This window comes from Salmonella sp. SSDFZ54, assembly GCF_004010735.1.
In the GTDB taxonomy this organism is placed as follows: Bacteria; Pseudomonadota; Gammaproteobacteria; order Enterobacterales; family Enterobacteriaceae; genus Salmonella; species Salmonella enterica.
In genome coordinates this window covers 2925728-2952304 of record NZ_CP034819.1, presented here as the reverse complement: position 1 = coordinate 2952304, position 26577 = coordinate 2925728, and the positions used below count along the sequence as shown (strand labels likewise).

Below are 26577 nucleotides of genomic sequence, written 5' to 3'. Positions count from 1 at the left end.
TCACGCTTTGCCTCCCAACACGTTATTCAGGATGCGGACAAAGTGCATCGTGGAGAGGGTCGCGCCATAGAACCAAACGGCGGGCACCCGATGAAAACGCCCGGCGCGGACAAACGGCATGGCCTGCCACAGCGGCGTTGCCATCAGCGCGTTCATATCGGTGCTATTCCCGTGATCGAAGCAGATCACATCCGCTTCTTTATACATCGCCAGCCGATCGATGCTAACCGCCGTACTGCCCCAAAAGTTGGTTTCCCTCTGCCAGGCATTGACAATGCCATACTCGTCCAGCACCTCCTGGAACAAGCAATTCGGGCCGAGCACCAGCATATGCCGCGGATCGATAAGCGTCGTCATCAGTAACGGACGCCCCCCGCGGCGGATAAAATGCGGCTTCTGGCTGGCGATGAAGCGATCGTATTGCGCCAGATGTTTTTCTGCCGCAGCTTCCAGATTCAGCGTCTGCGCCAGTTCAACCAGCGATCGTCGGGCTATCGCCAGCGGCTTTTTGCCGTCGCTAAAATCGAACCCGCGCCCCGGCGCGATCCGTGCCAGTTTCGCCGGCGAGGGTCCGTAGCCTGCCGACCAGACCATAAACGACGGCTTCATCTCCGTCAGTAGTTCGAGATTGGGTTCAGTGCGAAGACCCACATCAATCACCGAATCCGGCAACGGCGGTTCGCTAACCCACAGCTTATAATTTGGCACGTCCGCCACGCCATACGGCGTAATACCGAGCGCCAGCAGCAGCTCAACCGGCAGCCACTCCAGCGCCACAATCCGGCGGGGATCGATAGCGGCAGCCTGCGCCGTATTCATTTGCCACAGCAGCGGCGAGAGCGCCATCGCCGTTAATAAACGGCGGCGAGTAAGAGGATATAAATCACGCATTAATACACAAAACTCACAGGTGCCGCGCCCGCCGGATGCGGAAGGATACCCATCGGGATACCGTAAATCTTCTCCAGCGTGTCACTGCGCATCAGTTCCGCAGGCGTTCCTTGCGCAATCATTTCACCGCCGCGTAGCGCGACTAAATAATCACAGTAGCGGGCCGCCATGTTGATATCGTGCAGCACCGCAACCACCGTCAGCCCGCGCTGCTGGCTTAAGCGATGCACCAGCGCCAACACGTCAACCTGATGGGCGATATCCAGCGCTGACGTCGGCTCATCCAGCAGCAAACAACGGCTGTCCTGCGCGACCAGCATGGCAATCCACGCGCGCTGGCGCTCGCCGCCGGAAAGGCTGTCTACCAGACGATGCGCCAGCGGTTTTAAGCCGACCAGCGTAATCGCCTCTTCTACTTTTTCCCGGTCCGCGACGCCAAAGCGTCCCAACGCGCCGTGCCACGGATAGCGGCCAATCGCTACCAGTTCGCGCACCGTCATTCCTTCCGCCTGCGGCAATTGTTGAGGCAGATAGGCAACTTTGCGGGCAAACGCCTTGCTGCTCCAGCTCGCCAGCGGCTGATTGTCGAGCAGAATATCCCCTTCGGAAGGCAGCTGATGGCGGCCCAGCATTTTTAACAGCGTGGATTTACCGGAACCATTATGGCCAATAAGTCCGGTGACTCGACCTGCGGGAAACGTTAACGAGAGGGGGTGTAAAAGCGTGCGGCCCGGCACACGAAAAGCGACGCTTCGCAGCGCAAAGGTGGTATCGGAATGAATGTGGTTTTCCTGCATCGCAGCCAACTTGTAAAACGGGCACGGCCAGCCGTGCCCAAAAAGAAATTAGAAACGGAAGGTTGCCGTTGCAACGACCTGACGTTCTGCGCCCCAGAAACAGCCGTAGGTCTGGAAGCAGCTGGCGACGTATTCGCGGTCGAGCAGATTATTAACGTTAACCGCAATGCTGGAGCCCGCCATACCAAAACGCGCCAGATCGTACTTGACGACCGCATCCATCACCGCTGCGCTGCCTACCTTGAAGCTATTGGCCGGATCGCCGTAACTGGAACCAATAAAACGACCGCCTGTTCCCAGCGTTAAACCTGACAACGGACCATCGTTGAAGGTGTAATCGCCCCACAACGACGCCATGTGTTCAGGCACCTGCTCTGGCGTATTCCCTTTCAGGTTAGTGTCTTTCGTGTATTCAGCATCAGTATAAGTGTAAGACGCCGTCATATTGATGTTAGCCGTCAATGCTGCTTTGGCTTCCAGCTCTACACCTCGCGCACGAATTTCGCCTGCCGGCACCTGCGCTAATGGGTTGGTTGGATCGGCGGTCAGGTTATTGGTTTTGGTCAGCTGATAAACGGCACCCGTAACAACAACCGGCATGTCTTTCGGTACATATTTCACCCCTGCTTCATATTGCTCGCCTTTTGACGGCTTGTAAGAAACGCGTGGGGTGCTCCACAAATCGAAGGCGCTTGGCTCGAAAGATTGGCTATAGCTGAAGTAAGGTGAAATTCCATTATCGAATACGTAGTTTACGCCACCGCGCCAGGTGAACTGGTGGTCATTACGTTCAATATATCCTTCTGTCGGCGTAGTGGAATTCTGACGCACCGTTGTCGCTTGTTTAGACCAGTCATAACGGCCGCCGAGAGTAAATACCCACTTATTCCATTCCGCCTGATCCTGAACATAAAGGCCTGTTTGTTTACTTTCGTTCATCTGGTACGGCTCAGCGCCGCCGAAAGCAAAGTATTCAGGATGGTAATTGTTATAGAGATCGATTGACGGCGCGCTACCAAACGTCGCGTTAATATCATTACGCATACGCATGAAATCGACACCCGTCAGCAACGTATGATCAATATCGCCGGTCGCGAATTTACTTTCCAGTTGTGTATCTACGCTGAAATTCTGTAAACGCTCGTTGTCAACGATAGTACCGCGGTTAAGCGTATGGCCGTCCGCCGCAATCCCCGTGCCGTAGACGCTTTTTTGCGCGGTTTTCATTTCGACAAAACGTAAATTCTGGCGCACGGTAAAGGTGTCGTTGAAGCCATGCTCGAAACTGTATCCCACCATTTTCTCGTTACGAGAATAGGTGTTGTTTGACGCCCCTTCATTGAAATCTGTCGGCAAGCGTTTACCATTCGGTAACGGTTCAACCGTTCCCTCTTTCGGCAGCCAGCCGTAGTAGCCGGTCTCTGGTTCGTTCTGGAAGTAAGAAAGGAACGTAAAATTCGTTTTCTCATCAGGACGCCAGGTAAAAGAGGGCGCAATCGCATAGCGCTGCGACTCAGAACTCTTTTGCTGCTCATTTGTCGAACGCGCCAGTCCCGTCAGACGATATGAGAACTCACCGTTGTCATCCAGGGAATCACTAAAATCAAAACCGGTCTGGAACAAATTGTCCGTCCCCATTTTGAATTGAATTTCTTTCAGCGGCTCAATAGTCGGCCGCTTGCTAACCATCGAAATGATACCGCCCGGGTTGCTCTTACCGTAGAGGACGGACGTTGGGCCACGCATCAACTCAACACGCTCAAGCATGTAGGGATCAATAACCGCATCGTTGTAGAAGTTACCCTGCAATTTCAGGCCATCCAGATAGTTGTTCTGGCTCAGGCCGACGGAAGAGAAGCCACGGATAATCACGAAGTCATAGGTATTGGAAGCGCCGCGACTGCTTACCGTTACGCCCGGCGTGTAACCCAACGCTTCTTTTACTGACTGGAATTGATGCATCTGCATCTCTTCGTTAGTGACCACCGAAACCGACTGTGGCGTTTTTTCGATAGGTGTATCAGTTTTGGTGGTAGTGGCGGAACGCTTCGCGGCGATGGTTGCCGCCGGTCCCCAGGCACTTTCCTGCGCGGCAGGCGCTGCGGTTACGGTAATGGTTTCTTCTTTCGGTTGAACCGCCGCCTGTGCATAGACAGACATGCCGCTAACCGCTGTGGCTACTACAACTGCGATTTTACGCAGTGAGGAGTTTGGCTGAGCAGTTTTAAGACGCGCCATTGGTATATCTCTGATGAAAGTGAATGATAACGTAAACGATAATTATTATTATAACCGCAGCATGATAGGCGAAATATCGTCGCAATGGCAAGCGATACGCGGCCCTACGAAAACTAAGGGGTTAAGAAATAACCAGATGAAAAGGAAGGGTTAATAAATTAGACTGAAATGTTATTTATAGGGGATTTGCCGGATGGCGACGTAAGCGTCTTATTCGGCCTACGTCGCACATAATGGGGTCGTAACGGTGTAGACCGGGTAAGCACAGCGCCACCCGGCACTATTACCGTGATTAATTGCCGCCGAACATCTCCTTAATCCAGCCGGCAACGCCGTCGCTCTTCTCTTCTTTCGGCGGCTGTTGCTGCGCAGGCTGCTGCGGCTGAGACGACTGATCGAACGGATTGCCTGACGGCTGCTGTTGCTGCTGCATCATCTCGCCCTGCTGGCACAGCGTATTTGGATCGTCCGTCCAGACCGGCAGAGTGCGCATACCGCCGCTACAGACAAAATTACCGTCGTAATCAACGCCCATATCCACCACATCTTCCGGCGGCGTCAGAACTAAAGGCGTCGGCGTCTGGTTCGCCAGATAACGCTGATAAATCGCCATCGCGCCGCTGGCGCCGTACAATTTCGTCGGCTGGTTGTTATCACGGCCTACCCAGGTGATAGTCACCTGGCTGCCGTCGATACCGGCAAACCAGGTATCGACATTGTTGTTTGTCGTCCCGGTTTTACCCGCCAGATGCAGACCCGGATATTTCGCGCCAAGCTGACGCCCCGTACCACGCTGGACGACCTGCTGCATTGTCCAGAGCGTCAGGTAAGCCGCCTGTGCCGGTACAGCGCGTTCAGCTTGCGGATAACTTTGGTACAGCACCTTACCATCTTCCGCAATAACTGAACGCAGCGCTGATAACGGCGCGCGATTTCCGCCGCTGGCGATAGTCTGGAACGCCTGCGCCACTTCGATCGGCGTCAGGTTCAGCGCCCCTAACAGCATCGCCGGAACCGGATTGAGCTGATCTTTCGGCACGCCGAGCTTCGTCCAGGTATCGGTTACCGCCGGTAAACCTAACGCCATCCCCAGATTGACCGTCGGTACGTTCATTGAGCGAGTTAACGCATCCACCAGCATCACTTTCCCGCTTTCGCTGTAGCGACGATCGTCGTTCTGCGGCGACCAGACCTGACCATTCGGCTGGCGCAGAGAAATCGGCGCATCGGCAATCCAGGTGTTCAGACGGTATAAGTTCGGCTGACTTAACGCGGTCAGATAGGTCGCCGGTTTCGCCAGCGACCCGATGGAACGGCGCGCCTGCATGGCACGGTTATAGCCGGCATACTGCGGCTCCGCCCCGCCAACCATCGCGCGCACCTCGCCGCTAAAGCGATCCACCACCACCATCGCGGTTTCCAGATCGCTCAATTTACGCTGCTTCTTCAACGCCGGAATGCCTTCGACAACGGCTTTTTCTGCGGCATCCTGCGCCACGGAGTCAAAGGTGGTGAAGATCTTCACGCCGGAAAGATCTTTAATTTTATCCCCCAGCTTCGCCTGCAGTTCCTGACGAACCATCTGCATAAACGCTGGCTGCGGTGAAATAACGCCGCCGCGCGGCTGTACGCCAAGCGGACGCGCGCTCAGCATGTCATAGAGTTCCTGATCGATGATTTTCTGCTGCTGTAACAGGCGTAGCACCAGGTTACGACGCTCCAGCGCCAGTTTCGGGTTGCGCCACGGGTTATAAATCGACGCCCCTTTTACCATCCCAACCAGTAACGCCTGCTGATCGAGGCTCAATTCCTCTACCGGACGACCAAAGTAATACAGGCTCGCCAGCGGAAAACCGCGAATTTCATTATCCCCGCTTTGACCGAGGTAGACCTCGTTCATGTACAGCTCAAGAATACGATCTTTACTGTAACGGGCATCCATGATCAGCGCCATGTAGGCTTCATTCGCTTTACGCCAGTATGATCTTTCGCTGGAGAGGAACAGGTTCTTCACCAGCTGCTGGGTTAGCGTACTGGCCCCCTGCACCGTACGTCCCGCCGTCAGGTTGGCCAGTACCGCACGCCCGATAGAGTAAAGACTAATGCCATCATGCTCATAGAAATGACGGTCTTCCGTCGCCAACAGCGTATCGACCAGCAGATCCGGGAAACCGCTGCGCGGGACGAATAAACGCTGCTCGCCATTTGGCGAAGAAAGCATGGTGATAAGCCGCGGATCGAGACGGAAGAAGCCAAACTGGCGGTTGTTATCCAGATTGACGATGGTTTCCAGACGCCCGTCACTGAACGTCAGCCGCGCGCGCACCTGCCCTTCTTTGCTGTCCGGGAAGTCAAACGGACGACGGATCATCTCAATGCTATTGGCCTGCACGGTAAATTCGCCGGGACGGGTCATCTTCGTCACCAGACGATACTGCGTCGCTTCCAGCAATTTCACCATCTCGTTTTTGCTGACAGGCATGTCTGGCTCAAGGTTCACCATCCGACCATATACCGCCGCCGGAAGCTGCCAGACCTTGCCATCAATACGGCTGCGGATTTTTTGATCCAGATAGACGCCGTAAATGGCGAACAGCACCACAAAAACGATAAACAGTTTTAGCAATAGCCACAGCCAGCCGCGCTTGCCACGAGGCTTACGCCCTTTGCCCTTACCTTTACGCGGCATCGGTTCTTCATCCTCATAGTCATCATCATAATCGTCGTCATGCTGCCGACGACGGCTCACCTTTTGTTTCACAGGACGTGACGGTTTCCCCTTACGTCCAATCGGCTCGCGGTCATTCCCCGCCATGCTTTTTCTCCGCAACATACAGGCGCAAAGGCCCGATTCTCTATTCTTCCGCCAGACGACAGAAGAAGAAATCTCTCAATTTACTCTTTTGCCGGATGGCGATTAACGCCTTATCCGGCCTGGAGGCAACGTATAACACGTCACGAATACTTCTTCGTGCGCCGCGTTGGGGCCGTATTCGCCGGATCGTCCGGCCAGACATGTTTGGGGTAACGGCCCTTCATCTCTTTTTGCACTTCGCGATACGCACCCTGCCAGAAAGCGCTTAAATCGCGCGTAATCTGTAGCGGTCGCTGCGCAGGCGAAAGCAGTTCCAGCACCAGCGGCACGCGGCCCTGAGCGATGGTTGGGGTCTTCGCTTCGCCAAACATTTCCTGCATTCTGACCGCCAGTGCGGGCGGGTTATCTTCATGATAACGAATCGTTATTCGGCTTCCCGTCGGCACAGTGTAATGCCCAGGCAGTTCACTATCCAGACGTTGCAGCATGGCATAGTCAAGCAGTCCCCGTAACGCCTGAGTCACATTCAGAGATTTCAGACTCCGTAACGACTGTACGCCTGTCATGTGCGGCAGCAACCAGTTTTCCAGAGTCGCCAGCAGCGACGCCTCATCCACGGCAGGCCAGTCATATTCCGGCAGCCATTTCGCCGCACAGTGCAGACGCAGACGGAACTGCTCCGCTTCCGGCGTCCAGTTAAGGACGGCCAGACCTTTATCGCGGATGCCGTTCAGCATCGCCTGGTGAAGCTCCTCTTCAGACGGTTTCGCCAGTGGCTGAACACTAACCGTCAACTGTCCAATACGCATTCTGCGCCACGCTTTCAACGTTCCCTGCGCTTCGTCCCATTCAACCGTGTCAGACTGGCGAAGTAAATCAGGACACGCCTGAATCAGCGAGGCAATATCCAGCGGCTGCGCCAACAATATTCGGGCGTCCGGCGAGGCGCTACCTTGCAGCAACAGCGGCGCGATCAGCCATTCATGACGTCCCAACGCGTCATCCGCATCTAACATCGCGCCCATACCATTGGCTAACTGATAGCGCCCTTCCTGACCACGACGCCGCGCGATGCGGTCGCTAAACGCTCTGGCCAACAGCGGCATAATAAGCGCGCTATCCGGCTCGCCATTACGCACCTGCAGCCGTTTTAAAAGCTGCTGGCTACGCTGCTGCCAGCCCGGCTGTCGCCGCGAAAATAGCCCGCTTAAATCCGTACCGCCGCCGCGCGGCGGGTCCTCAAGGATGGCCGCGAGCATGGCGGCGGTGGCGGCGCTGTCGCCCTCGTCGGCGTTGACTAACATCGCCGCCAGGCGCGGATCGTTACCCATTGCCGCCATTTTTTGCCCCCGCGCGCTTAATCGCTCGCCCGCCAGCGCGCCTAACATCAATAATAAACGGCGGGCGGCCTGAAGATTCACCTCCGGCGGCCTGTCCAGCCAGAAAAGCGATGCCGGATCGTGACATCCCCACTGCAACACCTCCATCAATAAACCGGAAAGGTCGCTGTGTAAGATTTCCGGATCGCTTTGCGCCGCCGCCCGCTCCGCCTGTTCTTTGGCCAGCAGATGTAAACAGATTCCCGGCGCCAATCGTCCGGCGCGCCCCGCGCGCTGCGTCATTGACGCCTGACTGATACGCTGCGTAACCAGCCGCGTCAGTCCCGTTCGCGCGTCAAATCGCGCCACGCGCTCCTGAGCGCTATCGACGACCAGACGAATCCCTTCAATCGTCAAACTGGTTTCGGCAATGTTAGTCGCCAATACCACTTTACGCATCCCGGCGGGTGCGGGAACAATCGCTTTGCGTTGCGCTTCCAGAGACAATGCGCCATACAGCGGACAAAGCAGGACATCGCTGCCTACCCGCGACGCCAGATGTTCATGAACGCGCTGTATTTCGCCTACGCCGGGTAAAAATAGCAGCAGCGAACCGTTTTCATTGCGCAACAGTTCCGCTGTCGCCATCGCGACGGCTTCATCAAAACGCAAATGCGTCGCGAGCGGCTGATAACGTCGCTCCACCGGGAACGCGCGCCCCTCCGAGACGATCGTCGGCGCATCAGGCAGTCGCTGACAAAGCCTGTCGTTATCCAGCGTCGCAGACATAATTAACAGCCTGAGATCGTCACGGAGCCCTTGCTGGATATCCAGCAACAGCGCCAACGCTAAATCCGCCTGTAAACTGCGCTCATGAAATTCATCCGGTATCACCAGCCCCACGCCGCGTAATTCGGGATCGCGCTGAATCATTCTGGTCAATACGCCTTCGGTCACCACTTCCAGCCGGGTACGCGGCCCCACGCAGCTTTGCGCGCGCATCCGGTAACCTACCGTTTCGCCAGGCTTTTCATTCAACGCTTCCGCCAGACGCTGCGCGACATTACGCGCCGCCAGACGACGCGGTTCAAGCAGAAGGATTTTTCCAGCAACCGGCCCCTGTTGCAGGAGTTGCAACGGCAGCCAGGTGGATTTCCCCGCCCCGGTAGGCGCGGACAACAAAACCTGCGGCGCGGTTTTTAGGGCTGTCAACAATTCAGGCAATACGGCGGCAACGGGCAATGACGTCACAAACGGCTCCACGGGGTTAACTTTCTTTGCGCCGCATTGTAGCATCGTGTTAATCCATAACCGAGTATCCCTATGTCTGAGCCAAAACGGCTGTTTTTTGCGATTGACTTACCCGACGACGCGCGCGCGCAAATTATCGCCTGGCGCGCCGCCCATTTTGCGTCTGAAGACGGACGCCCCGTGGCAGCGGCGAACCTGCACCTGACGCTGGCCTTTTTAGGCGACGTCAGTAACGATAAGCAGCGCGCGCTTGCGCAACTGGCCGGACGAATTCGCCAGCCGGGCTTTACGCTACATCTGGATGACGCCGGTCAGTGGCTGCGTTCGCGCGTGGTTTGGCTGGGGATGCGCCAGCCGCCGCGCGGGTTGTTGCAGTTGGCTAATATGTTGCGCGCGCAGGCCGCCCGCAGCGGTTGTTACCAAAGCCCGCAGCCTTTTCACCCGCATATTACGCTGCTGCGCGACGCCAGCCATACGGTGGCTATCCCGCCGCCGGGCTTTTGCTGGTCATTTCCGGTCACGTCGTTTGCGCTTTACGCCTCTTCGTATGGGCAAGGCCGTACCCGCTATGCCGAGCTGCAGCGCTGGACGCTGGGCGAATAATAATGAAGGAATGTCGATGCTATTCTCACCCCCTTTACAACGCGCTACGCTGATTCAGCGCTATAAACGTTTTTTAGCCGATGTGATCACCCCTGACGGTACAACGCTTACGCTGCACTGTCCTAATACCGGCGCGATGACCGGCTGCGCCACGCCTGGCGATACCGTCTGGTATTCGACATCAGAAAATACTAAACGCAAATATCCGCATACCTGGGAATTGACTGAAACGCAATTCGGCGCATTCATTTGCGTGAATACGCTGCGGGCGAACCAGCTAACGAAAGAAGCGATTCAGGAGAATCGCCTGCCGGCGCTGGCGGGGTACAATATTCTGAAAAGTGAAGTCAAATATGGCGCCGAGCGCAGCCGTATAGATTTTATGTTACAGGCAGATTTCCGCCCGGACTGCTATATTGAAGTGAAATCGGTCACGTTAGCGGAAAAAGAAAACGGTTATTTTCCCGACGCCATCACCGAACGAGGGCAAAAACATCTTCGGGAATTGATGGGCGTTGCGGCGGCAGGTCATCGCGCAGTAGTGGTGTTCGCGGTGTTGCACTCCGCCATTACACGTTTTTCACCCGCACGTCATATCGATATAAAATACGCGCAGCTATTGAGCGAGGCTCAGAATAAAGGCGTGGAAGTTTTAGCTTATAAAGCAGAACTTTCAGCCCAAAAAATGGAACTGAACGAACCAGTACCCATAACGTTGTAGTGGAATAACAGCCTGATTATTAAGTATTCTGGCCGCGTGCGTAAATACGCTTTTCCTCACAGGGTTGTCAAGTGTTACGTTTAGATAATTGCTATCCGGAAAAGCATCTGCTATTTATAGCGACCTGATTTTCCCCCGAACATGGGGATCGATAGTGCGTGTTAAGGAGAAGCAACATGCAAGAAGGGCAAAACCGTAAAACATCGTCCCTGAGTATTCTCGCCATCGCTGGGGTGGAGCCGTACCAGGAGAAACCGGGCGAAGAGTATATGAACGAAGCCCAGCTATCGCACTTCAAGCGTATTCTTGAAGCATGGCGTAATCAACTCCGGGATGAAGTCGATCGCACTGTGACGCACATGCAGGACGAAGCCGCCAACTTCCCCGATCCGGTCGATCGCGCCGCGCAGGAAGAGGAGTTTAGCCTGGAGTTACGTAATCGTGACCGTGAGCGCAAACTGATCAAAAAGATCGAGAAGACGCTGAAGAAAGTGGAAGATGAAGACTTCGGTTATTGCGAGTCCTGCGGGGTGGAGATTGGTATCCGCCGCCTGGAAGCGCGTCCAACAGCCGATCTGTGCATCGACTGCAAAACGCTGGCTGAAATTCGCGAAAAACAGATGGCGGGTTAATCCCGTTCGTTTCTACCCTATTTATGACAGGCGGGAGTTTTCCCGCCTTATTCTTTATTGCCCGCAGCATGACTGACTCACACTATATTGGCCGTTTCGCGCCGTCGCCATCCGGCGAACTGCATTTCGGCTCGTTAATCGCCGCCCTCGGCAGCTATCTACAAGCCCGTGCGCAACGCGGAATTTGGCGCGTTCGCATAGAGGATATCGACCCCCCACGTGAAGTTCCCGGTGCCGCAGCGACCATTCTGCGCCAGCTGGAACATTACGGCCTGCACTGGGATGGCGAGGTCTTATGGCAATCACAGCGTCATGAGGCTTATCGCGAGGCGCTGGCCTGGCTTCACGAGCAGGGACTGAGCTACTACTGCACTTGCCCCCGCTCGCGCATTCAACGTCTGGGCGGTATTTACGACGGCCATTGCCGGACGTTATACCACGGGCCGGAGAATGCCGCCGTCAGAATTAAACAGCAGCATCCGGTGATGCGTTTCCATGATGCCTTGCGCGGCGACATCCAGGCTGACCCACAGCTGGCGAGCGAAGATTTTATTATCCACCGCCGCGACGGACTGTTTGCTTATAATCTGGCCGTGGTGGTCGACGATCATTTTCAGGGGGTGACGGAGATCGTCCGCGGCGCAGATTTAATCGAACCCACTGTCCGACAACTTTCGCTGTATAAACAGTTTGGCTGGCGTGCGCCAGGTTACGTGCACCTTCCGCTGGCGCTCAACGAACAAGGCGCTAAACTTTCCAAGCAAAATCATGCCCCTGCGCTTGCGACAGGCGATCCGCGCCCGGTACTGGTCCAGGCATTGCGCTTTTTAGGCCAACGCGACGTCGTAGCGTGGCAGGAGATGTCTGTTGAGGAGTTGCTGCGCTTTGCGGTGACGCACTGGAGGCTTACAGCCGTACCCACATCGGCTAATGTAAATCCGGCATTCTCAAATGCGTCTCGCTGAGCTATGATTAGCCGCTATTTTTGCTCATCGTCTTTCGCATTGCTGCGGCGTTAATGATGCTTACAGCCCAGGTCGCGTTGCTCTCTTACGCCCGTCTGCCGTAATGCGAAAGACATAGAGTAAGTTGATCTTATTAATGTATGACACTACCGAGGTGCGCTATTTTTACCCGAGTCGCTAATTTTTGCCGTAAGGTGTTAAGCCGCGAGGAGAGCGAGGCAGAACAAGCCGTCGCCCGTCCACATATGACGATTATCCCGCGTGAACAGCACGCTATCTCCCGCAAAGATATCAGTGAAAATGCCCTCAAGGTACTGTACAGGCTGAACAAAGCGGGCTATGAAGCCTACCTGGTCGGCGGCGGCGTCCGCGATCTCCTGCTCGGCAAAAAGCCGAAGGATTTCGACGTGACCACCAACGCAACACCGGATCAGGTACGGAAATTATTCCGCAATTGCCGTCTGGTGGGGCGTCGTTTCCGCCTGGCTCACGTGATGTTTGGCCCGGAAATTATCGAAGTGGCAACGTTTCGTGGTCATCATGAAGGCAGTGAAAGCGACCGTACGACCTCCCAGCGTGGGCAAAACGGTATGCTGCTGCGCGATAATATCTTCGGCTCTATCGAAGAAGATGCCCAGCGCCGCGATTTCACCATCAACAGCCTTTACTACAGCGTAGCGGATTTTACCGTGCGCGATTACGTCGGCGGAATGCAGGATCTGCAAGAAGGCGTGATTCGCCTGATCGGCAATCCGGAAACGCGCTACCGCGAAGATCCGGTTCGAATGCTGCGCGCCGTGCGTTTCGCTGCGAAGCTCAATATGCGTATCAGCCCTGAAACGGCTGAGCCAATCCCGCGTTTGGCTACCTTGCTAAACGACATTCCTCCCGCGCGCCTGTTCGAAGAGTCGCTGAAGCTGTTGCAGGCGGGGAACGGTTTTGAAACCTATCAACAACTGCGGGAATACAACCTCTTCCAGCCGTTGTTTCCTACCATTACGCGTTATTTCACCGAAAACGGCGACAGCGCAATGGAACGCATTATTGCGCAGGTGTTGAAGAATACGGATAACCGCATCCGTAACGAGATGCGCGTTAATCCGGCATTTTTGTTTGCCGCCATGTTCTGGTATCCGCTGCTGGAGATGGCGCAAAAAATCGCTCAGGAGAGCGGTCTGGCCTATTACGACGCTTTCGCGCTGGCCATGAATGACGTGCTGGATGAGGCCTGCCGTTCACTGGCGATCCCGAAACGTCTGACCACGCTTACCCGTGATATTTGGCAGCTTCAGTTACGGATGTCGCGACGCCAGGGCAAACGCGCCTGGAAACTGATGGAACATCCCAAATTCCGCGCCGCGTTTGATTTACTGGAGCTGCGCGCTCAGGTGGAAAATAATACTGAACTGCAACGTCTGGCGCAGTGGTGGGCCGAGTTTCAGGCTTCCGCGCCGCCGGAACAAAAAGGGATGCTCAACGAGCTGGACGACGATCCTGCTCCACGCCGCCGCCGTTCACGTCCGCGCAAACGCGCGCCGCGCCGCGAGGGCACCGTATGACGATCGCGTATATCGCGCTTGGCAGTAATCTGGCCTCTCCGCTGGAGCAGGTCAATGCCGCCCTGAAGGCTATCGCCGACATTCCCGATAGCCGTATCGTCACGGTGTCTTCGTTTTACCGCACGCCGCCGCTTGGCCCACAGGATCAGCCCGATTACCTGAACGCCGCGGTGGCGCTGGATACCGCCCTCGCCCCCGAAGAATTGCTTAACCATACCCAGCGCATTGAGCTGCAACAGGGCCGGGTGCGCAAAGCCGAACGCTGGGGGCCGCGCACGCTGGACCTCGACATTATGCTGTTTGGCGATGAAGTCATTAACACCGACCGTCTGACCGTGCCGCACTACGACATGAAAAACCGCGGTTTTATGCTGTGGCCGTTATTCGAAATCGCTCCTGATCTGATCTTTCCGGATGGTATCAGCCTGCATCAGCATCTCACCCATCTTGGTGCTGCAAAACCCGCCCACTGGTAAAACATCGCCTCCCCTTTAGCGTTTACTGCTTTAGCGCCAAACGATTGCTTAAATCAATTGCCCCCCTGAATATGACTGTTAGAATGCCGGGAAATATAACTTTTACCATCAGGAAACGTTATGAAACCCACCACTATTTCACTGCTGCAGAAATGCAAGCAAGAGAAAAAACGCTTCGCGACAATTACCGCCTACGACTACAGCTTCGCTAAGTTATTTGCCGACGAAGGTATCAATGTGATGCTGGTTGGCGACTCGCTGGGCATGACGATTCAGGGGCATGACTCCACTCTGCCTGTCACCGTGGAAGATATCGCTTACCACACTCGTGCCGTGCGACGTGGCGCGCCCAACTGTCTATTGCTCTCCGACCTGCCGTTTATGGCTTACGCCACCCCGGAACAGGCATGTGAAAACGCGGCTATCGTGATGCGTGCGGGGGCCAATATGGTCAAAATTGAAGGCGGCGCCTGGCTGGTTGATACGGTGAAAATGCTCACCGAACGCGCCGTGCCGGTTTGTGGTCATCTGGGGCTAACGCCACAGTCGGTGAATATCTTCGGCGGCTATAAAATTCAGGGCCGCGGAGATGCAGGACAAGTGCTGCTGGATGACGCGCTGGCTTTAGAAGCGGCTGGCGCTCAACTGCTGGTGCTGGAGTGCGTGCCGGTTGAGCTGGCGAAGCGCGTCACGGAAGCGCTGTCGATTCCGGTGATCGGCATCGGCGCGGGCAACGTCACCGACGGTCAGATCCTGGTGATGCACGATGCGTTTGGCATCACCGGCGGCCATATTCCCAAATTCGCGAAAAATTTCCTTGCCGAGGCGGGCGACATGCGCGCCGCCGTACGGCAGTATATGGCTGAAGTGGAGTCCGGCGCTTATCCGGGCGAAGAACACAGCTTTCACTAATTTTTCTGACCGTGCCGGATGGCGACGCGACGCGTCTTATCCGGCCTACCGATCCTCAACGGATGTAGGCCTGATAAGCGCAGCGCCATCGGGCAGGATCATCAAGCAACTCAAGGAGTTTTGTTGTGCTAATCATTGAAACCCTGCCGCTGCTGCGCCAGCATATTCGTCGTCTGCGTCAGGAAGGTAAACGCGTCGCACTGGTTCCCACCATGGGCAACCTGCACGATGGCCATATGAAGCTGGTCGATGAGGCAAAAGCCCGAGCTGATGTGGTGATCGTCAGCATTTTCGTCAACCCGATGCAGTTTGACCGGCCGGACGATCTGGTGCGTTATCCGCGCACGCTGCAGGAAGATTGTGAAAAGCTGAACAAACGCAAAGTCGATTATGTCTTTGCGCCAGCCGTTGAGGAAATCTACCCACAGGGGCTGGAAGGCCAGACGTACGTTGATGTTCCCGGCCTCTCTACCATGCTGGAAGGCGCCAGCCGTCCGGGCCACTTCCGCGGCGTCTCGACTATCGTCAGCAAGCTGTTCAACCTGATCCAGCCGGATATCGCCTGCTTTGGCGAGAAGGATTTCCAGCAACTGGCGCTGATCCGCAAAATGGTGGCGGATATGAGTTATGACATTGAGATCGTCGGCGTGCCGATTATTCGCGCCAAAGACGGTCTGGCGCTCAGCTCACGTAACAGTTATCTGACCGCAGAGCAGCGCAAAATTGCGCCGGGTCTACACAACGTGATGAATAGCATCGCTGAAAAACTGATCGCGGGTAATCGTGAGCTGCAAGAGATTATTGCCATTGCCGAACAGGAACTGAATGAAAAAGGCTTCCGTGCCGACGACATTCAAATCCGTGATGCCGACACGCTGCAGGAGCTGACGGAAACCAGCAAACGCGCAGTGATTCTGGCCGCCGCCTGGCTGGGTCAGGCGCGTCTGATCGATAATCAAAGCGTTACATTAGCCCAGTAGACAGGGGTTAAAAATCGGGCAATACTGCCTGAGAATTTCCAAAGCAGGCCACAAGCGCCTGCTTAGCCAAGGTAAACGACAGGGTAAAGAAGTTATGATTCGCACCATGCTGCAAGGCAAGCTCCACCGCGTAAAAGTCACGCAGGCGGACCTGCACTACGAAGGTTCCTGTGCCATTGACCAGGATTTCCTTGATGCCTCCGGTATTCTGGAAAACGAAGCGATTGATATCTGGAACGTGACCAATGGGAAACGTTTCTCAACCTATGCGATTGCGGCTGAACGCGGCTCCAGAATCATCTCGGTGAACGGTGCGGCGGCGCACTGCGCTGAAGTTGGCGACATTGTGATTATCGCCAGCTTCGTCACCATGTCTGATGAAGAAGCGCGTACATGGCGTCCGAAAGTGGCCTATTTTGAAGGCGACAACGAAATGAAGCGCACCGCGAAAGCTATTCCGGTACAGGTTGCCTGATTTTCAATAATAGGACAACCCTTCCAGAAAAACATATTTTGGGACGGGTTGTCTTTTTTTTAAATCACCAATAAATAATATTATTTATTATTTATCTTATTGCTTAAATAATAAAACATTAGTTTTACTTAAAAGAACATAAAGTATTTCTAATGGATAACTTTATTCCTTTTCATCGCAACTCTCTATAAAATCCGCCTCGAAATATAATATTTCAACAAATAAGATATATAAATAATATATTTTATTTATATTTATCACTAAAATATGGATATTCTAAATGTTTTTCAGAAAATATAGCGTAGCCGCTTTTATTGCAATGACTTTGGGTGCCGGGTCTGCAATGGCAGCAGATCCAGATACGGGTACTATTACTTTCCACGGTCTGGTTTCTAACAATACCTGTAAAATCTCTCTTGATAATAAAATAGATCAAGACGGTAATGATTTTGACATTACTCTGGATACCGTTTTTGTTAAAAACTTCGCTACCGCACTGGGTACTAACAGTACTCTGGGCGAAAAACAGTTCACTCTGAATCTGAGCGAATGTGATAACGCAACGGTAAAAGATGCCTCCGCTCAGTTTAATTCCTGGGGCGGTTCCAGTTCAACGTCAGGTGGTCTGTTAGTACCACCGGCTAATCTGCAAGGAGCAGCAGAAAACGTTAACCTGGTGCTGGCTAACAACGGTAACGGCGCTACCGATCTGATCAAAATTGACCAGACTAACAACACGCAGAAAGCCACTATTTCCGCTGATGGCACCGGTGACCTGTTCTACCGCGTAGCCTACACCCAGGGCCAGAAGTGGAATGCAGACACCAGCCCGGTAACGGCAGGAACCGTACAGGCGCAAGTTGCCTTCACCGTTATTTATAACTAATCCTTTGTATTTAAAAAGATTAGCCAATCCCTCAGCGGCTGTGCTGGGGGATTTTAATTTTAAAGTATACCTACAGGGAGGGTAAAATGGTCAATACGGTTATTACAAAGGGATTTAAAACCACCTGCTTCGCTGCCGCGGCCTTCACGGCATTTGCCACATTCCAGGCAAACGCGGATATCGTCATTTCCGGAACACGTATTGTGTACCCAGCGTCATCAAAAGACGTGATTGTGAACCTGGATAACCGGGGCAATAAACCTCTACTGGTGCAAACCTGGCTGGATGACGGGCGTGACGGTGTTGACCCGCAGGAGCTAAAACTGCCGTTTGTCATTACGCCTCCGGTATCTCGTATCGATCCACAAAAAGGGCAATCCTTGCGTATTACGTATATGGGTAGCGCATTACCTCAGGATCGGGAATCGCTGTTTTGGTTTAACGTGCTGGAAATTCCGCCAAAATCAAAAGCGAAAGAAGGCGAGAGTTTAAATCAACTTCAACTCGCCTTTCGCACGCGGATCAAATTATTTTTCCGCCCGGATGGCCTGAAAGGCACGCCTGGCGATGCGGCGGCAAACCTGAAATGGTCGCAGAAAAAAGAAGGCAATACGCTTTCACTATTTGCCCAAAATGACAGCGCGTACAACGTTTCTATTTCCAACGTAAAATTTAAAGTGGGCGGTAAAGAATATACCGTCGACAGCAAATCCGTTTTACCCTTTAGCGGGGTCAGCATGCCCGTAAAAGGCCTTTCGAATAATATTAACGGTACCGTTATCTATAACACCATTAATGATAATGGCGGCACAAATAAACGAGAAGCCAAAATAGACTAATCAATTATAACAATTACGTACCAATGTAGTGGGCCATTCTGGCCCACGTTAATTATTCGGAAAAACAATGCTATTTCAACGCTCATTATTATGTCTTACTATTGGCGCTGCACTCCCTTTTTCCGTTTCTGCTGCAACTTCAGCAGCAGAAAAAACCGTTGCTGAGTCGGACGAAGCCGTAGAATTTAACGAACAATTTTTACTTAATAGCAGCGCTAATATCGATATTAGTCGCTATGCATATGGCAACCCGGTGCTTGCCGGAACCTATCGTGTGAAAGTGAATCTTAACAATGCGTTGAAATCTACCTCTGAAATTACCTTTAATGAAAACGGTACGCCACGCGCCAGTGCATGTCTGACGCCGCTTTTACTCACCCAGGCAGGCGTTGATCCCGCCGCAATGCGCGATGACGTCGAGGTCGACGACAACACCACGTGTCTGGATATAAAAAAATACTACCCCGGTGCGACGGCGAATTACGATTCCGGCAAACAGGCCATGGATCTCAACTTCCCGCAGATTTATATCCTGAAGCGTCCTGCCGGGTATGTTGACCCCTCACTGTGGGAAGATGGCGTTCCGGCGGCCATCGTCTCTTACGATATGAACGCCTGGCACAGTGAAGGCAATGGCACAACGTCCGATACCGCTTACGTGGGGCTACGTTACGGTTTAAATATGGGACCGTGGCGTTTGCGTTCCCGAGGTAGCCTTAACTGGAACAAAGATACCGGTAGCGAATACAACAATCAGGACGTTTATTTACAACGAGATATCACCGCGCTGAAAGCGCAAATGGTGATAGGCGACTCCTACACCCGTGGCGATGCGTTTGACTCCTTCAGCCTGAGCGGGATACGGATGTATAACGATGACCGCATGTTACCGATGGGCTCCAGCAACTACGCGCCTGTTATCCGCGGCGTCGCCAACAGCAATGCCAAAGTCACGGTGATGCAAAGCGGCAATAAAATCTACGAAACCACCGTACCGCCGGGGGCGTTCGAGATTAACGACCTTAGCACCACAGGTTATGGTAACGATCTGCTGGTCACCGTAGAAGAAGCGGACGGCAGCAAACGCAGCTTTACCGTTCCCTTTTCGTCAGTCACCCAAATGTTACGCCCCGGCGCGACACGCTGGGATATCGGCGTCGGCGAGCTGAACGATGATTCTTTGCATGATAAACCGCAGGTGGGTTACGCGCAGTTTTACTATGGCCTGAACAACACCTTTACCGGCTATATCGGCGCGCAATATACCGATATGAATTTCTATGCTGGGTTATTAGGTCTGGCAATGAACACCGGTATTGGCGCATTCGCCTTTGATGTGACGCAATCTCACGCCAGTATTGATGATTTAGGCACGCTCAGCGGGCAAAGCTACCGGCTGACCTACAGCAAAATGATCGAGGCGACCAATACCTCATTTAACGTCGCCGCTTATCGTTTTTCTACTGAAGACTACCTCAGCCTGAATGACGCCGCGTCTTTGCAAGACAGCGTTAAACATCAGCAATATGCGCAGCAAAGTTATCGCTCAGGCGATGAGTTATATGACGATTACCAGCGTACCAAAAATCAGGTGCAAATCAGCATCAACCAGCCCTTAAACCAGGGAGAAACAACCTGGGGTTCTGTGTATGTCAGCGGAACATGGCAGGACTACTGGAATGATGCGGGCTCCACGGCCAACTATAGCGTGGGTTACAACAACAGTTTTGCCTACGGCAGCTATAGCGTGTCATTACAACGCGCCTATGACCAGAACGGCAGTAAAGACGACAGCGTCTATTTAAGTTTCAGTATTCCGTTGAGTATGTTCTCCCACAACGGGGAACGCTCTGGCGGTTTCTCCAATATCAACATGGGCCTGCGTTCTGACATGAAGGGCGGTACTAACGTCAACTCCACCGCCAGCGGTAATACCAAAGATAGCGACATCAGCTACTCCGTGAGCGCCACCTCCAGCAGCGGTAATTACGGCAACCTGAATCAGGTAAGTGGCTTTGGCTCCCTTAACAGCAGCTATGGCCCATTAGGGATTTCCGCCTCGTTTGGCGACGACAATAGCCAGCAATATTCCGCCAGTTACAGCGGTGGCATGGTGCTGCATTCTGGCGGCGTGGCGTTCGCGCCGGGCAGCATTGGCGAAACCGACGCCGTCGCGCTGGTGAAAGCCAGCGGCGCACAAGGCGCAGGACTGGGCTACAGCAGCAGCGAAATCGGCAGTTCGGGCTATGGCATTTTACCGTATATGTCAGCCTACCGCGAAAACCGGGTGTCGCTGGATATCAGCACACTGGAGAACGATGTTGAAATCAAAAGCACCAGCACGGTTACCGTACCGCGCAGCGGCGCCGTCGTGCTGGTGAATTTTGAAACCGATGAAGGTCGCTCACTGATTCTGGAATTACTGCGTAGCGATAAAGGCTTTATTCCTTTAGGCGCAGATGTCCTTAACGAGAAAAATGAAACTGTCGGTACCGTAGGCCAGGCCGGACAGGCGTACGTGCGCGGCGTAGAACAGCAAGGCGAACTTCGCGTGGTGTGGGGCAGTGGTAAAGAAAGCACCTGTACAGTGCGTTACCAATTAGCTGAAACCACGGCAAAAGCGGGACTCACCCCCGTACTGAGCAATCAACTTTGTCACATGTAATGACCTGTTTAGGGAAAAACTAATGAGAGTTTATATGAAAAGAAACCGCCTCAGTCTTCCCATCGCGGCACTTGCCGTAATGGCAGCTTCTGGAAGCGCGCTTGCCGCTAACTCCACTAACCTGGATGTTAATTTCACGGCCACAATTTTAGAGACGACGTGTAACATGAAACTGGTCGGTGGTACAGGCTCCGACACGGTACAGGAATTAATCATTGGTAATAGTAGTGGTGAAGTTCGTATTGATGATGTAAGAGCGGGAACAGCAACGGCAGATTTTAAATTAGTGATTGTTGAATGCCCGGCATCGCTTCAATCATTAAAAACATCAATCAACGGAACGCCATCCGGGTATTCAACAAAAATATTAACGAATGGAACAAAAGGCTCAGCCGACTATATGGGGGTGTCAGTAGCGCGCGCATCCAAACCAGATGAACCTTTTGTTATTAACTCCACCGCCGATTCAGAACGTCTGGTCTGGAGTGAGGTAGAAATTAACAATAAAGAGGTTCCGCTGATCGCCATCATGAAAGAGACCAAGGCAAATTCGGCTACCACCGGGGCTTTCTCAGCCGTTGCGACTTTCGTATTTAGCTACGAGTAATTAACGCAGATCTACGGAGCATCACTATGAAATTTACATCAGCTTTAATCACATTATCCGTTTCTGCCGTCTTATTCTCTGGAGTGGTCAGAGCCGCTATTACCGGTACCGACAGTGTACAAATGACCTTTAAGACCACAGTGACAACCGGTACCTGTAAAGCTATCGTCGTTAATGGTGACGGAAAAAATGTCAGCACCATTGGCTATGGTGAGACATATAAATCGGATCTTAACAAGAAAGCGATGCCGCTGAGCATTGTCTTGAGCAATTGTTCCGGCGTAACCATCGCAGAAGTAGAAGCAAAAGCGGGCACCGGCGGCACCTGCTCCGGTGATAATTTAGACGGCGATTCTTACGCGGCGGGCCTGAATACCGCCTTCGAAATTTGGGGCGGCGATGCAGACACGGGGGTGAAACTGTCTTGTAAAACGCCACCAGCCGCACAGAAGGTGACCATTACCAACGGTGCGGGTACCTACCCAATGACGTCACGCATTGTGGTGGCAAACGGTAAAAGCCTGAGCGACGTCACCGCCGGCGATGTCACGGCTCCGGTCACCTTTGTTGTGACATACCCTTAATTTTCAGGTGCTTTGTTCATGCAACAATTACTGTTTCTTTTACGCCAGCCCGGTCTTGTGTTGCTTATGGGTCTGACGGGCGGATTTTGGTCTGGCGTCAGCCAGGCGGGTTCCAATTTGGATATCAATCTGACCGCCAGTATTGTTAACAGCACCTGCAAACTCAGTCTGGAAAACGGGGGGGAAGTCTACCTTCCCAACGTCACGCGGGCATGGTTTTACAATAACGACGGCAGCAGTAAATATGCGCCTACCGACGAAGCGGGCGGCACGCCTTTTAACGTGCGTCTCGAAAACTGTGCAGATAACAGTAGCATCAAGCAGTTGATGTTCAGTTTTACGCCGCAATCCGGTTTTTGGAGCAACCAAAACCAGGTTTTCAAAAATGATGCCACAACAGGCGCGGCGCAAAACGTGGGTATCGTCATTTTCTCGGCAGACTATAAAACTAACGTCTTAAACAGCGATGGCAGTTCTAACGTGGTTTACGACGTCAGCGGAAAAAGCAGTTCGCTGTATTTAACGGATTATCAGTTTTACGCGCGCTATCAGAATACGGGCGCAGTTGTCAGCGGCGTTGTCACCAGCAACGTGTTGGTTGACGTCAGCTACGAATAAAAGGATTTATGATGAAGCTATCCCCTTATCTGGCCGCACTGTTATTGTTGAGCGCATCCGGCGCAGCCTATGGTGCTATGGAATGTAAATTTTACAATGGCGATACACGACAGATAATGTCGCCAGGCGTTCAACCAATCATTACCTTTCACCCCTCGGTGCAAACCGCCACGCTGCTGGCTAGCGGTATTACGATGGAATTAACGCCGGAAATGCATAGCCACTGTGCAGTGGGGGATGATGGAGAGAACATTTACCAGATGACGGACAACACCTTACTTGAAGGGTATGTCGACGGTAAGGCGTTGTTTCGCACTAATATACCCGGCATTACGTATGCCATTGGGTTATACCCCGCAGGGAAAGGCATTACCGGATGGTTTCCCGTCAATTCCGGTCAATATTATATGACCGCTTATGCTGACGACAACGAAGGCTATTTCGACCATGAAAAAAAATGGTACGCCGTGATGGAAATCTACCAGATGCCCGGCTTTAATGGCGTGCCTTCAGGAGTCGGTTTTATTAGCTCAATCGGCGGCCCATTGGGGCGCATTGTTCTCGGAGACCCCGTAGGTTCTGAGTCTGACCATCCTCGCCCGCTAATCACCATTTCTGATATGATGTTTAACATTCCATTCTCCGAACCGACCTGTATTCTTACCGCGCCCACCACCGTGAATTTAGGTGATTGGTACCGAAGCGACCTGGAGAAAGATCAGACCACCGAAGTGCCTTTTCAGATTACCGGAACCTGTACCGGGACGATTGAAGTCTCGTTCGTGGCGAAATCCTCATATACCAATGCGGATAAGAACCTGTTCACCAACTCGATTACCAGCAACTCAAGCGTTACCGCGGCTGGCGGCGTCGGTGTAAAAATAAGCTCACCGGCCTATCCGCAAATTCATGCCGACAGTACGCCAGAAGTCATTGCCGTGGGCGAGATAATCGGGAGGCCGGTGACCTCAGTAAACGCCAACTTTAAGGCAAAGCTGGTCAAAACAGGGACGGAGGCCGTGACACCCGGTATTTTCGGATCGTCTGTCACCTTCCAGGTAACCTACGAGTAAACTACCCTTGCGGCTGGTTGCTGATCAGCCGCGACATGGTTTCCAGCGAATCCGTGCGCAGAATATACAGCCTTTTGAGCAGCATCGGATTATCTCCCGGCTTCACCTTCCCTCTCACCGTGGTGACCGCCAGATGGAAACCGGCGTCTTTTGCTGCTTTGATAGCGGTCGCGTTATAGCCGCCAAAGGGATAAGAAAGATAAAATACGTGCGGAGTAAACTGTGCGAGTGCCCGCCGCGAGCGTTCAAAATCAAACAGAATATTATGGTAGCTGCGGCTATATAAAATCGGGCGACGATGCCCGTCTACCCGATGTAAAAAGTGGGTATGCGACTGAAAATCAAAAACGTCGCTTATCTTGCGCAATTCGGACACGCTCATAAATTGCAGCGATCTGGGATTCCATGTTTGCGGATGGCGCTTAATACGCGATGAGATAATAAATGCCGTCGCTTTCATACCGTACTGCTTTAATACCGGATACGCATAGCGACTCACCGATTTAAGGCCATCGTCAAAGGTGATAACCACCGCGCGCGCCGGGAAATTGGCGCGGTTATGGATGTAATCCTCCAGTTGGTACATCGTCAACGTGGCATAGCCGCGATCGCGAAGCCAGGTCATTTGGTTGCTGAATGCCCGAACCGAAGTCGTGGTGGACGTATGGCGAAAACGGGTATTCTCTTCATCACGTAAGATGTGATGATAGGTCAAAATCGGAATGCCGTTGTCTTCCTGCGCATCCATGGCGCTGACATAAGCCAGCCTGTCGCCAATACGGATCTGATACCAGGTTTGGTGTAGCCGGCCTTGCAGCTTGCTAATAATGGGGTAACGCAAATTATCCACCAATACGCCAAACGGGGCGCTACTGATGTCCGGCGCGTTATACACCGGCGTGTCCTTCCAGGTCACCAGATTCTGATTGCTGAGCGGCTTGTTAAGATCGCCCAGGCCATCTTCCACTTTTTGTTTTCCCTGCACGGATTCCAGATGGCCTTTATCGATAAAGCCCACACCGAAGCCGAATTTAAAGGCATAATAATCAGCCGCAACAGGCGTTACGGAAAGAATTTGTCCGGCGCGGATATTCCCTACGGTCACCATTTTGTCGCCAATCTGCGACCAGATGGCGGCATCTTTCGTCGTTTGCATATAACGAGCGGGCAAGGCAGCCAACACATTACCGGCGAAAAAGAACAGCAAGATAAGAACAACGCGCATAACCATATATCATAACCAAGACGAAAAAACGCCGTTATTGTAGCAAAAGCGTCGTCAATGGTATTGATCAAAACTCATACGAATCATGCAGCAATACAAAAGGCGGATTTTTCTGCTGCTGATGCCAGAGACTGGTGACATCCGGCGCGCCAAGCGCGACAATCTGGTCGCGAAATGCTGAACTGCTCATTGACTCTCGCCAGGGAATCATTTCCTCCATCAATGAATAGCTGACACCGGAAATAACTTCACATTGAGAATGTTTATGGCTCATCAGCGACGCTACACGATAAGGCGCCGCGCCGGAAATGTCGGTTAAAAATATCACGCCTTCACCGGAGTCGGTGGCATGGAGGGCGTCACACATCATGCGGCTGAGCATATTTACGCTTAACCCACGCCAGAAATTGACCGCCCGACACTGCGCCAACGGCCCATATTTCTTTTCAAGACCTTCGAGCATTTCCTGCGCCCGATCGTCATGACAGGAAATGACCCATCCCAGCATAACTTCTCCTCCATTGAGCTCCAATCCTGCATGATGTCAGCATGTTTTTTTGGCCGACAATACACTATGACCACGATCATTTTTTATTCAAAAAAATTTGCATTATTTTTAAAATTGTTAACAGCCTTCATAGAATCTGGCCCATTAAAGGGTAATCACGGCGATTCAATTAAACAAACACTCACCAAAATAATTGATTAAATATATATTATAAATATTTCATATTTATGTATTCTGAATTTTTCTTCGCGCCGCAAAAATCATCGGACATTATATTTACTCATTCGGCAATAAAAAGAACAATAACTTCCCACACTATAGATATTGTTACTATGTCAATATTTATAATATCTTAAAGGATCAAAGATAATGAAACTCACCTTAAAAACACTCACTGTGGCACTGGCTGCCATCACCCTCTCCCCCGCCGCGCTGGCCGACACCGCCAAAGACGGCACCGTACATATCACCGGCCTCATTAAGCAAAACGCCTGTACGGTAAAAACGGATTCAGTAGAGGTGACATTACAGGACGAATTTGCCTCTCTTTTTACTGCCGCAGGGCAGACGGCAGGGGATAAAGACTTCACCATCGAACTCGAAAACTGCGACGCAAACGTCTACAGCAGTGTACAGGCGCGCTTTGAAGGCACACTCGACGGAACCGATGCGACCATCCTGAAAAATGAGGATGATGCTGAGAATATTGGCGTGCAAATTCTTGATAAATCTAGCACCCCTATGACCTTTAACGATCTTCAGGCATGGTCTGCCGCAGTCGCGCTCACAGAGGGGGTGACGGAACTCTCAATGCCTTTCACCGCCCGCTATATCTCCACCGCGGTTCCCGTTAAGTCGGGAACGGTCGATGCAACCGCAACATTCTATCTGCAATATAACTGATCCTGGCGGCCAGCGTCGGCTGGCCCCTTTGTTTA

Annotated in this window: 24 protein-coding genes; 17 read left to right on the top strand and 7 right to left on the bottom strand. The window is 52.9% G+C overall.

Annotated elements, in window-relative coordinates; all coding sequences use genetic code 11:
- From fhuD to hrpB, 5 genes are all read right to left on the bottom strand, one after another.
- Complete coding sequence (gene fhuD, locus EOS97_RS14590; RefSeq protein ID WP_001205346.1) at nucleotides 1-891, bottom strand: Fe(3+)-hydroxamate ABC transporter substrate-binding protein FhuD; 891 nt, start codon at nucleotides 889-891, stop codon at nucleotides 1-3.
- Nucleotides 891-1688, bottom strand: a complete 798-nt coding sequence (gene fhuC / locus EOS97_RS14585; protein WP_001157198.1) for a Fe3+-hydroxamate ABC transporter ATP-binding protein FhuC — start codon at nucleotides 1686-1688, stop codon at nucleotides 891-893. The genes fhuD and fhuC overlap by 1 nt, the downstream gene beginning before the upstream one ends.
- Nucleotides 1689-1736: 48 nt before the next feature.
- Nucleotides 1737-3926 carry a ferrichrome porin FhuA gene (gene fhuA, locus EOS97_RS14580; protein ID WP_000113206.1) on the bottom strand — a complete coding sequence of 730 codons (2190 nt, stop codon included), beginning with the start codon at nucleotides 3924-3926 and terminating at the stop codon, nucleotides 1737-1739.
- Nucleotides 3927-4218: 292 nt separating this feature from the next.
- Nucleotides 4219-6741 (bottom strand): bifunctional glycosyl transferase/transpeptidase, encoded by a 2523-nt coding sequence (gene mrcB, locus EOS97_RS14575; RefSeq protein ID WP_000918127.1) that lies wholly within the window; start codon nucleotides 6739-6741, stop codon nucleotides 4219-4221.
- Nucleotides 6742-6881: 140 nt separating this feature from the next.
- On the bottom strand, nucleotides 6882-9311 hold the full coding sequence (gene hrpB, locus EOS97_RS14570) for an ATP-dependent helicase HrpB (RefSeq protein ID WP_164848158.1): 2430 nt from the start codon (nucleotides 9309-9311) through the stop codon (nucleotides 6882-6884).
- A 72-nt stretch (nucleotides 9312-9383) separates the two neighbouring features.
- Here hrpB and thpR point away from each other — a divergent pair, with 72 nt between their 5' ends.
- The 16 genes from thpR to EOS97_RS14490 all read left to right on the top strand — a co-directional run bounded on the left by thpR (nucleotide 9384) and on the right by EOS97_RS14490 (nucleotide 23906).
- Nucleotides 9384-9914, top strand: a complete 531-nt coding sequence (gene thpR, locus EOS97_RS14565; RefSeq protein ID WP_001294175.1) for an RNA 2',3'-cyclic phosphodiesterase — start codon at nucleotides 9384-9386, stop codon at nucleotides 9912-9914.
- A 16-nt stretch (nucleotides 9915-9930) separates the two neighbouring features.
- A complete protein-coding gene (gene sfsA / locus EOS97_RS14560; RefSeq protein WP_000899408.1) occupies nucleotides 9931-10635 on the top strand; it encodes a DNA/RNA nuclease SfsA in 705 nt (234 codons plus the stop codon).
- A gap of 176 nt (nucleotides 10636-10811) precedes the next feature.
- Nucleotides 10812-11267 carry an RNA polymerase-binding protein DksA gene (gene dksA, locus EOS97_RS14555; protein ID WP_001155232.1) on the top strand — a complete coding sequence of 152 codons (456 nt, stop codon included), beginning with the start codon at nucleotides 10812-10814 and terminating at the stop codon, nucleotides 11265-11267.
- Between the two features lie 68 nt (nucleotides 11268-11335).
- On the top strand, nucleotides 11336-12232 hold the full coding sequence (gluQRS, locus tag EOS97_RS14550) for a tRNA glutamyl-Q(34) synthetase GluQRS (RefSeq protein WP_000132297.1): 897 nt from the start codon (nucleotides 11336-11338) through the stop codon (nucleotides 12230-12232).
- Nucleotides 12233-12393: 161 nt separating this feature from the next.
- Entirely contained in the window at nucleotides 12394-13791 is a 1398-nt protein-coding gene (gene pcnB / locus EOS97_RS14545; protein ID WP_204355897.1) for a polynucleotide adenylyltransferase PcnB, read from the top strand.
- Nucleotides 13788-14267: a 2-amino-4-hydroxy-6-hydroxymethyldihydropteridine diphosphokinase gene (folK, locus tag EOS97_RS14540; protein WP_000150777.1), complete on the top strand. Its 480-nt coding sequence runs from the start codon at nucleotides 13788-13790 to the stop codon at nucleotides 14265-14267. Before pcnB ends, folK begins: the two co-directional genes overlap by 4 nt.
- 120 nt (nucleotides 14268-14387) lie before the next feature.
- Entirely contained in the window at nucleotides 14388-15179 is a 792-nt protein-coding gene (panB, locus tag EOS97_RS14535) for a 3-methyl-2-oxobutanoate hydroxymethyltransferase (protein ID WP_000805488.1), read from the top strand.
- Between the two features lie 125 nt (nucleotides 15180-15304).
- Nucleotides 15305-16159 (top strand): pantoate--beta-alanine ligase, encoded by an 855-nt coding sequence (gene panC, locus EOS97_RS14530; protein WP_000905350.1) that lies wholly within the window; start codon nucleotides 15305-15307, stop codon nucleotides 16157-16159.
- 94 nt (nucleotides 16160-16253) lie between these two features.
- Nucleotides 16254-16634 (top strand): aspartate 1-decarboxylase, encoded by a 381-nt coding sequence (gene panD, locus EOS97_RS14525; RefSeq protein ID WP_000621526.1) that lies wholly within the window; start codon nucleotides 16254-16256, stop codon nucleotides 16632-16634.
- A gap of 280 nt (nucleotides 16635-16914) precedes the next feature.
- Nucleotides 16915-17520 (top strand): fimbrial protein, encoded by a 606-nt coding sequence (locus tag EOS97_RS14520; protein WP_023165785.1) that lies wholly within the window; start codon nucleotides 16915-16917, stop codon nucleotides 17518-17520.
- A gap of 86 nt (nucleotides 17521-17606) precedes the next feature.
- Nucleotides 17607-18359 carry a fimbrial chaperone gene (locus EOS97_RS14515; RefSeq protein ID WP_000248430.1) on the top strand — a complete coding sequence of 251 codons (753 nt, stop codon included), beginning with the start codon at nucleotides 17607-17609 and terminating at the stop codon, nucleotides 18357-18359.
- A gap of 67 nt (nucleotides 18360-18426) precedes the next feature.
- Nucleotides 18427-21024 (top strand): outer membrane usher protein, encoded by a 2598-nt coding sequence (locus EOS97_RS14510; RefSeq protein ID WP_000898836.1) that lies wholly within the window; start codon nucleotides 18427-18429, stop codon nucleotides 21022-21024.
- A 22-nt stretch (nucleotides 21025-21046) separates the two neighbouring features.
- Entirely contained in the window at nucleotides 21047-21631 is a 585-nt protein-coding gene (locus tag EOS97_RS14505) for a fimbrial protein (RefSeq protein WP_001267119.1), read from the top strand.
- A 26-nt stretch (nucleotides 21632-21657) separates the two neighbouring features.
- On the top strand, nucleotides 21658-22215 hold the full coding sequence (locus EOS97_RS14500) for a fimbrial protein (protein ID WP_000673424.1): 558 nt from the start codon (nucleotides 21658-21660) through the stop codon (nucleotides 22213-22215).
- An 18-nt stretch (nucleotides 22216-22233) separates the two neighbouring features.
- Nucleotides 22234-22833, top strand: a complete 600-nt coding sequence (locus tag EOS97_RS14495; protein WP_001186619.1) for a fimbrial-like protein — start codon at nucleotides 22234-22236, stop codon at nucleotides 22831-22833.
- Nucleotides 22834-22841: 8 nt separating this feature from the next.
- Entirely contained in the window at nucleotides 22842-23906 is a 1065-nt protein-coding gene (locus tag EOS97_RS14490; protein ID WP_001804770.1) for a fimbrial protein StkG, read from the top strand.
- 1 nt (nucleotide 23907) lies between these two features.
- Here EOS97_RS14490 and EOS97_RS14485 read toward each other — a convergent pair whose 3' ends face one another.
- A complete protein-coding gene (locus EOS97_RS14485; RefSeq protein ID WP_000245316.1) occupies nucleotides 23908-25137 on the bottom strand; it encodes a polysaccharide deacetylase family protein in 1230 nt (409 codons plus the stop codon).
- Nucleotides 25138-25198: 61 nt separating this feature from the next.
- Nucleotides 25199-25639, bottom strand: a complete 441-nt coding sequence (locus EOS97_RS14480) for a PTS sugar transporter subunit IIA (RefSeq protein WP_000901958.1) — start codon at nucleotides 25637-25639, stop codon at nucleotides 25199-25201.
- Nucleotides 25640-26008: 369 nt separating this feature from the next.
- On the opposite strand from EOS97_RS14480, the gene EOS97_RS14475 reads away from it, so the two are divergent.
- Nucleotides 26009-26542, top strand: a complete 534-nt coding sequence (locus tag EOS97_RS14475; protein ID WP_000779122.1) for a fimbrial protein — start codon at nucleotides 26009-26011, stop codon at nucleotides 26540-26542.
- Nucleotides 26543-26577 lie beyond the last annotated feature (35 nt).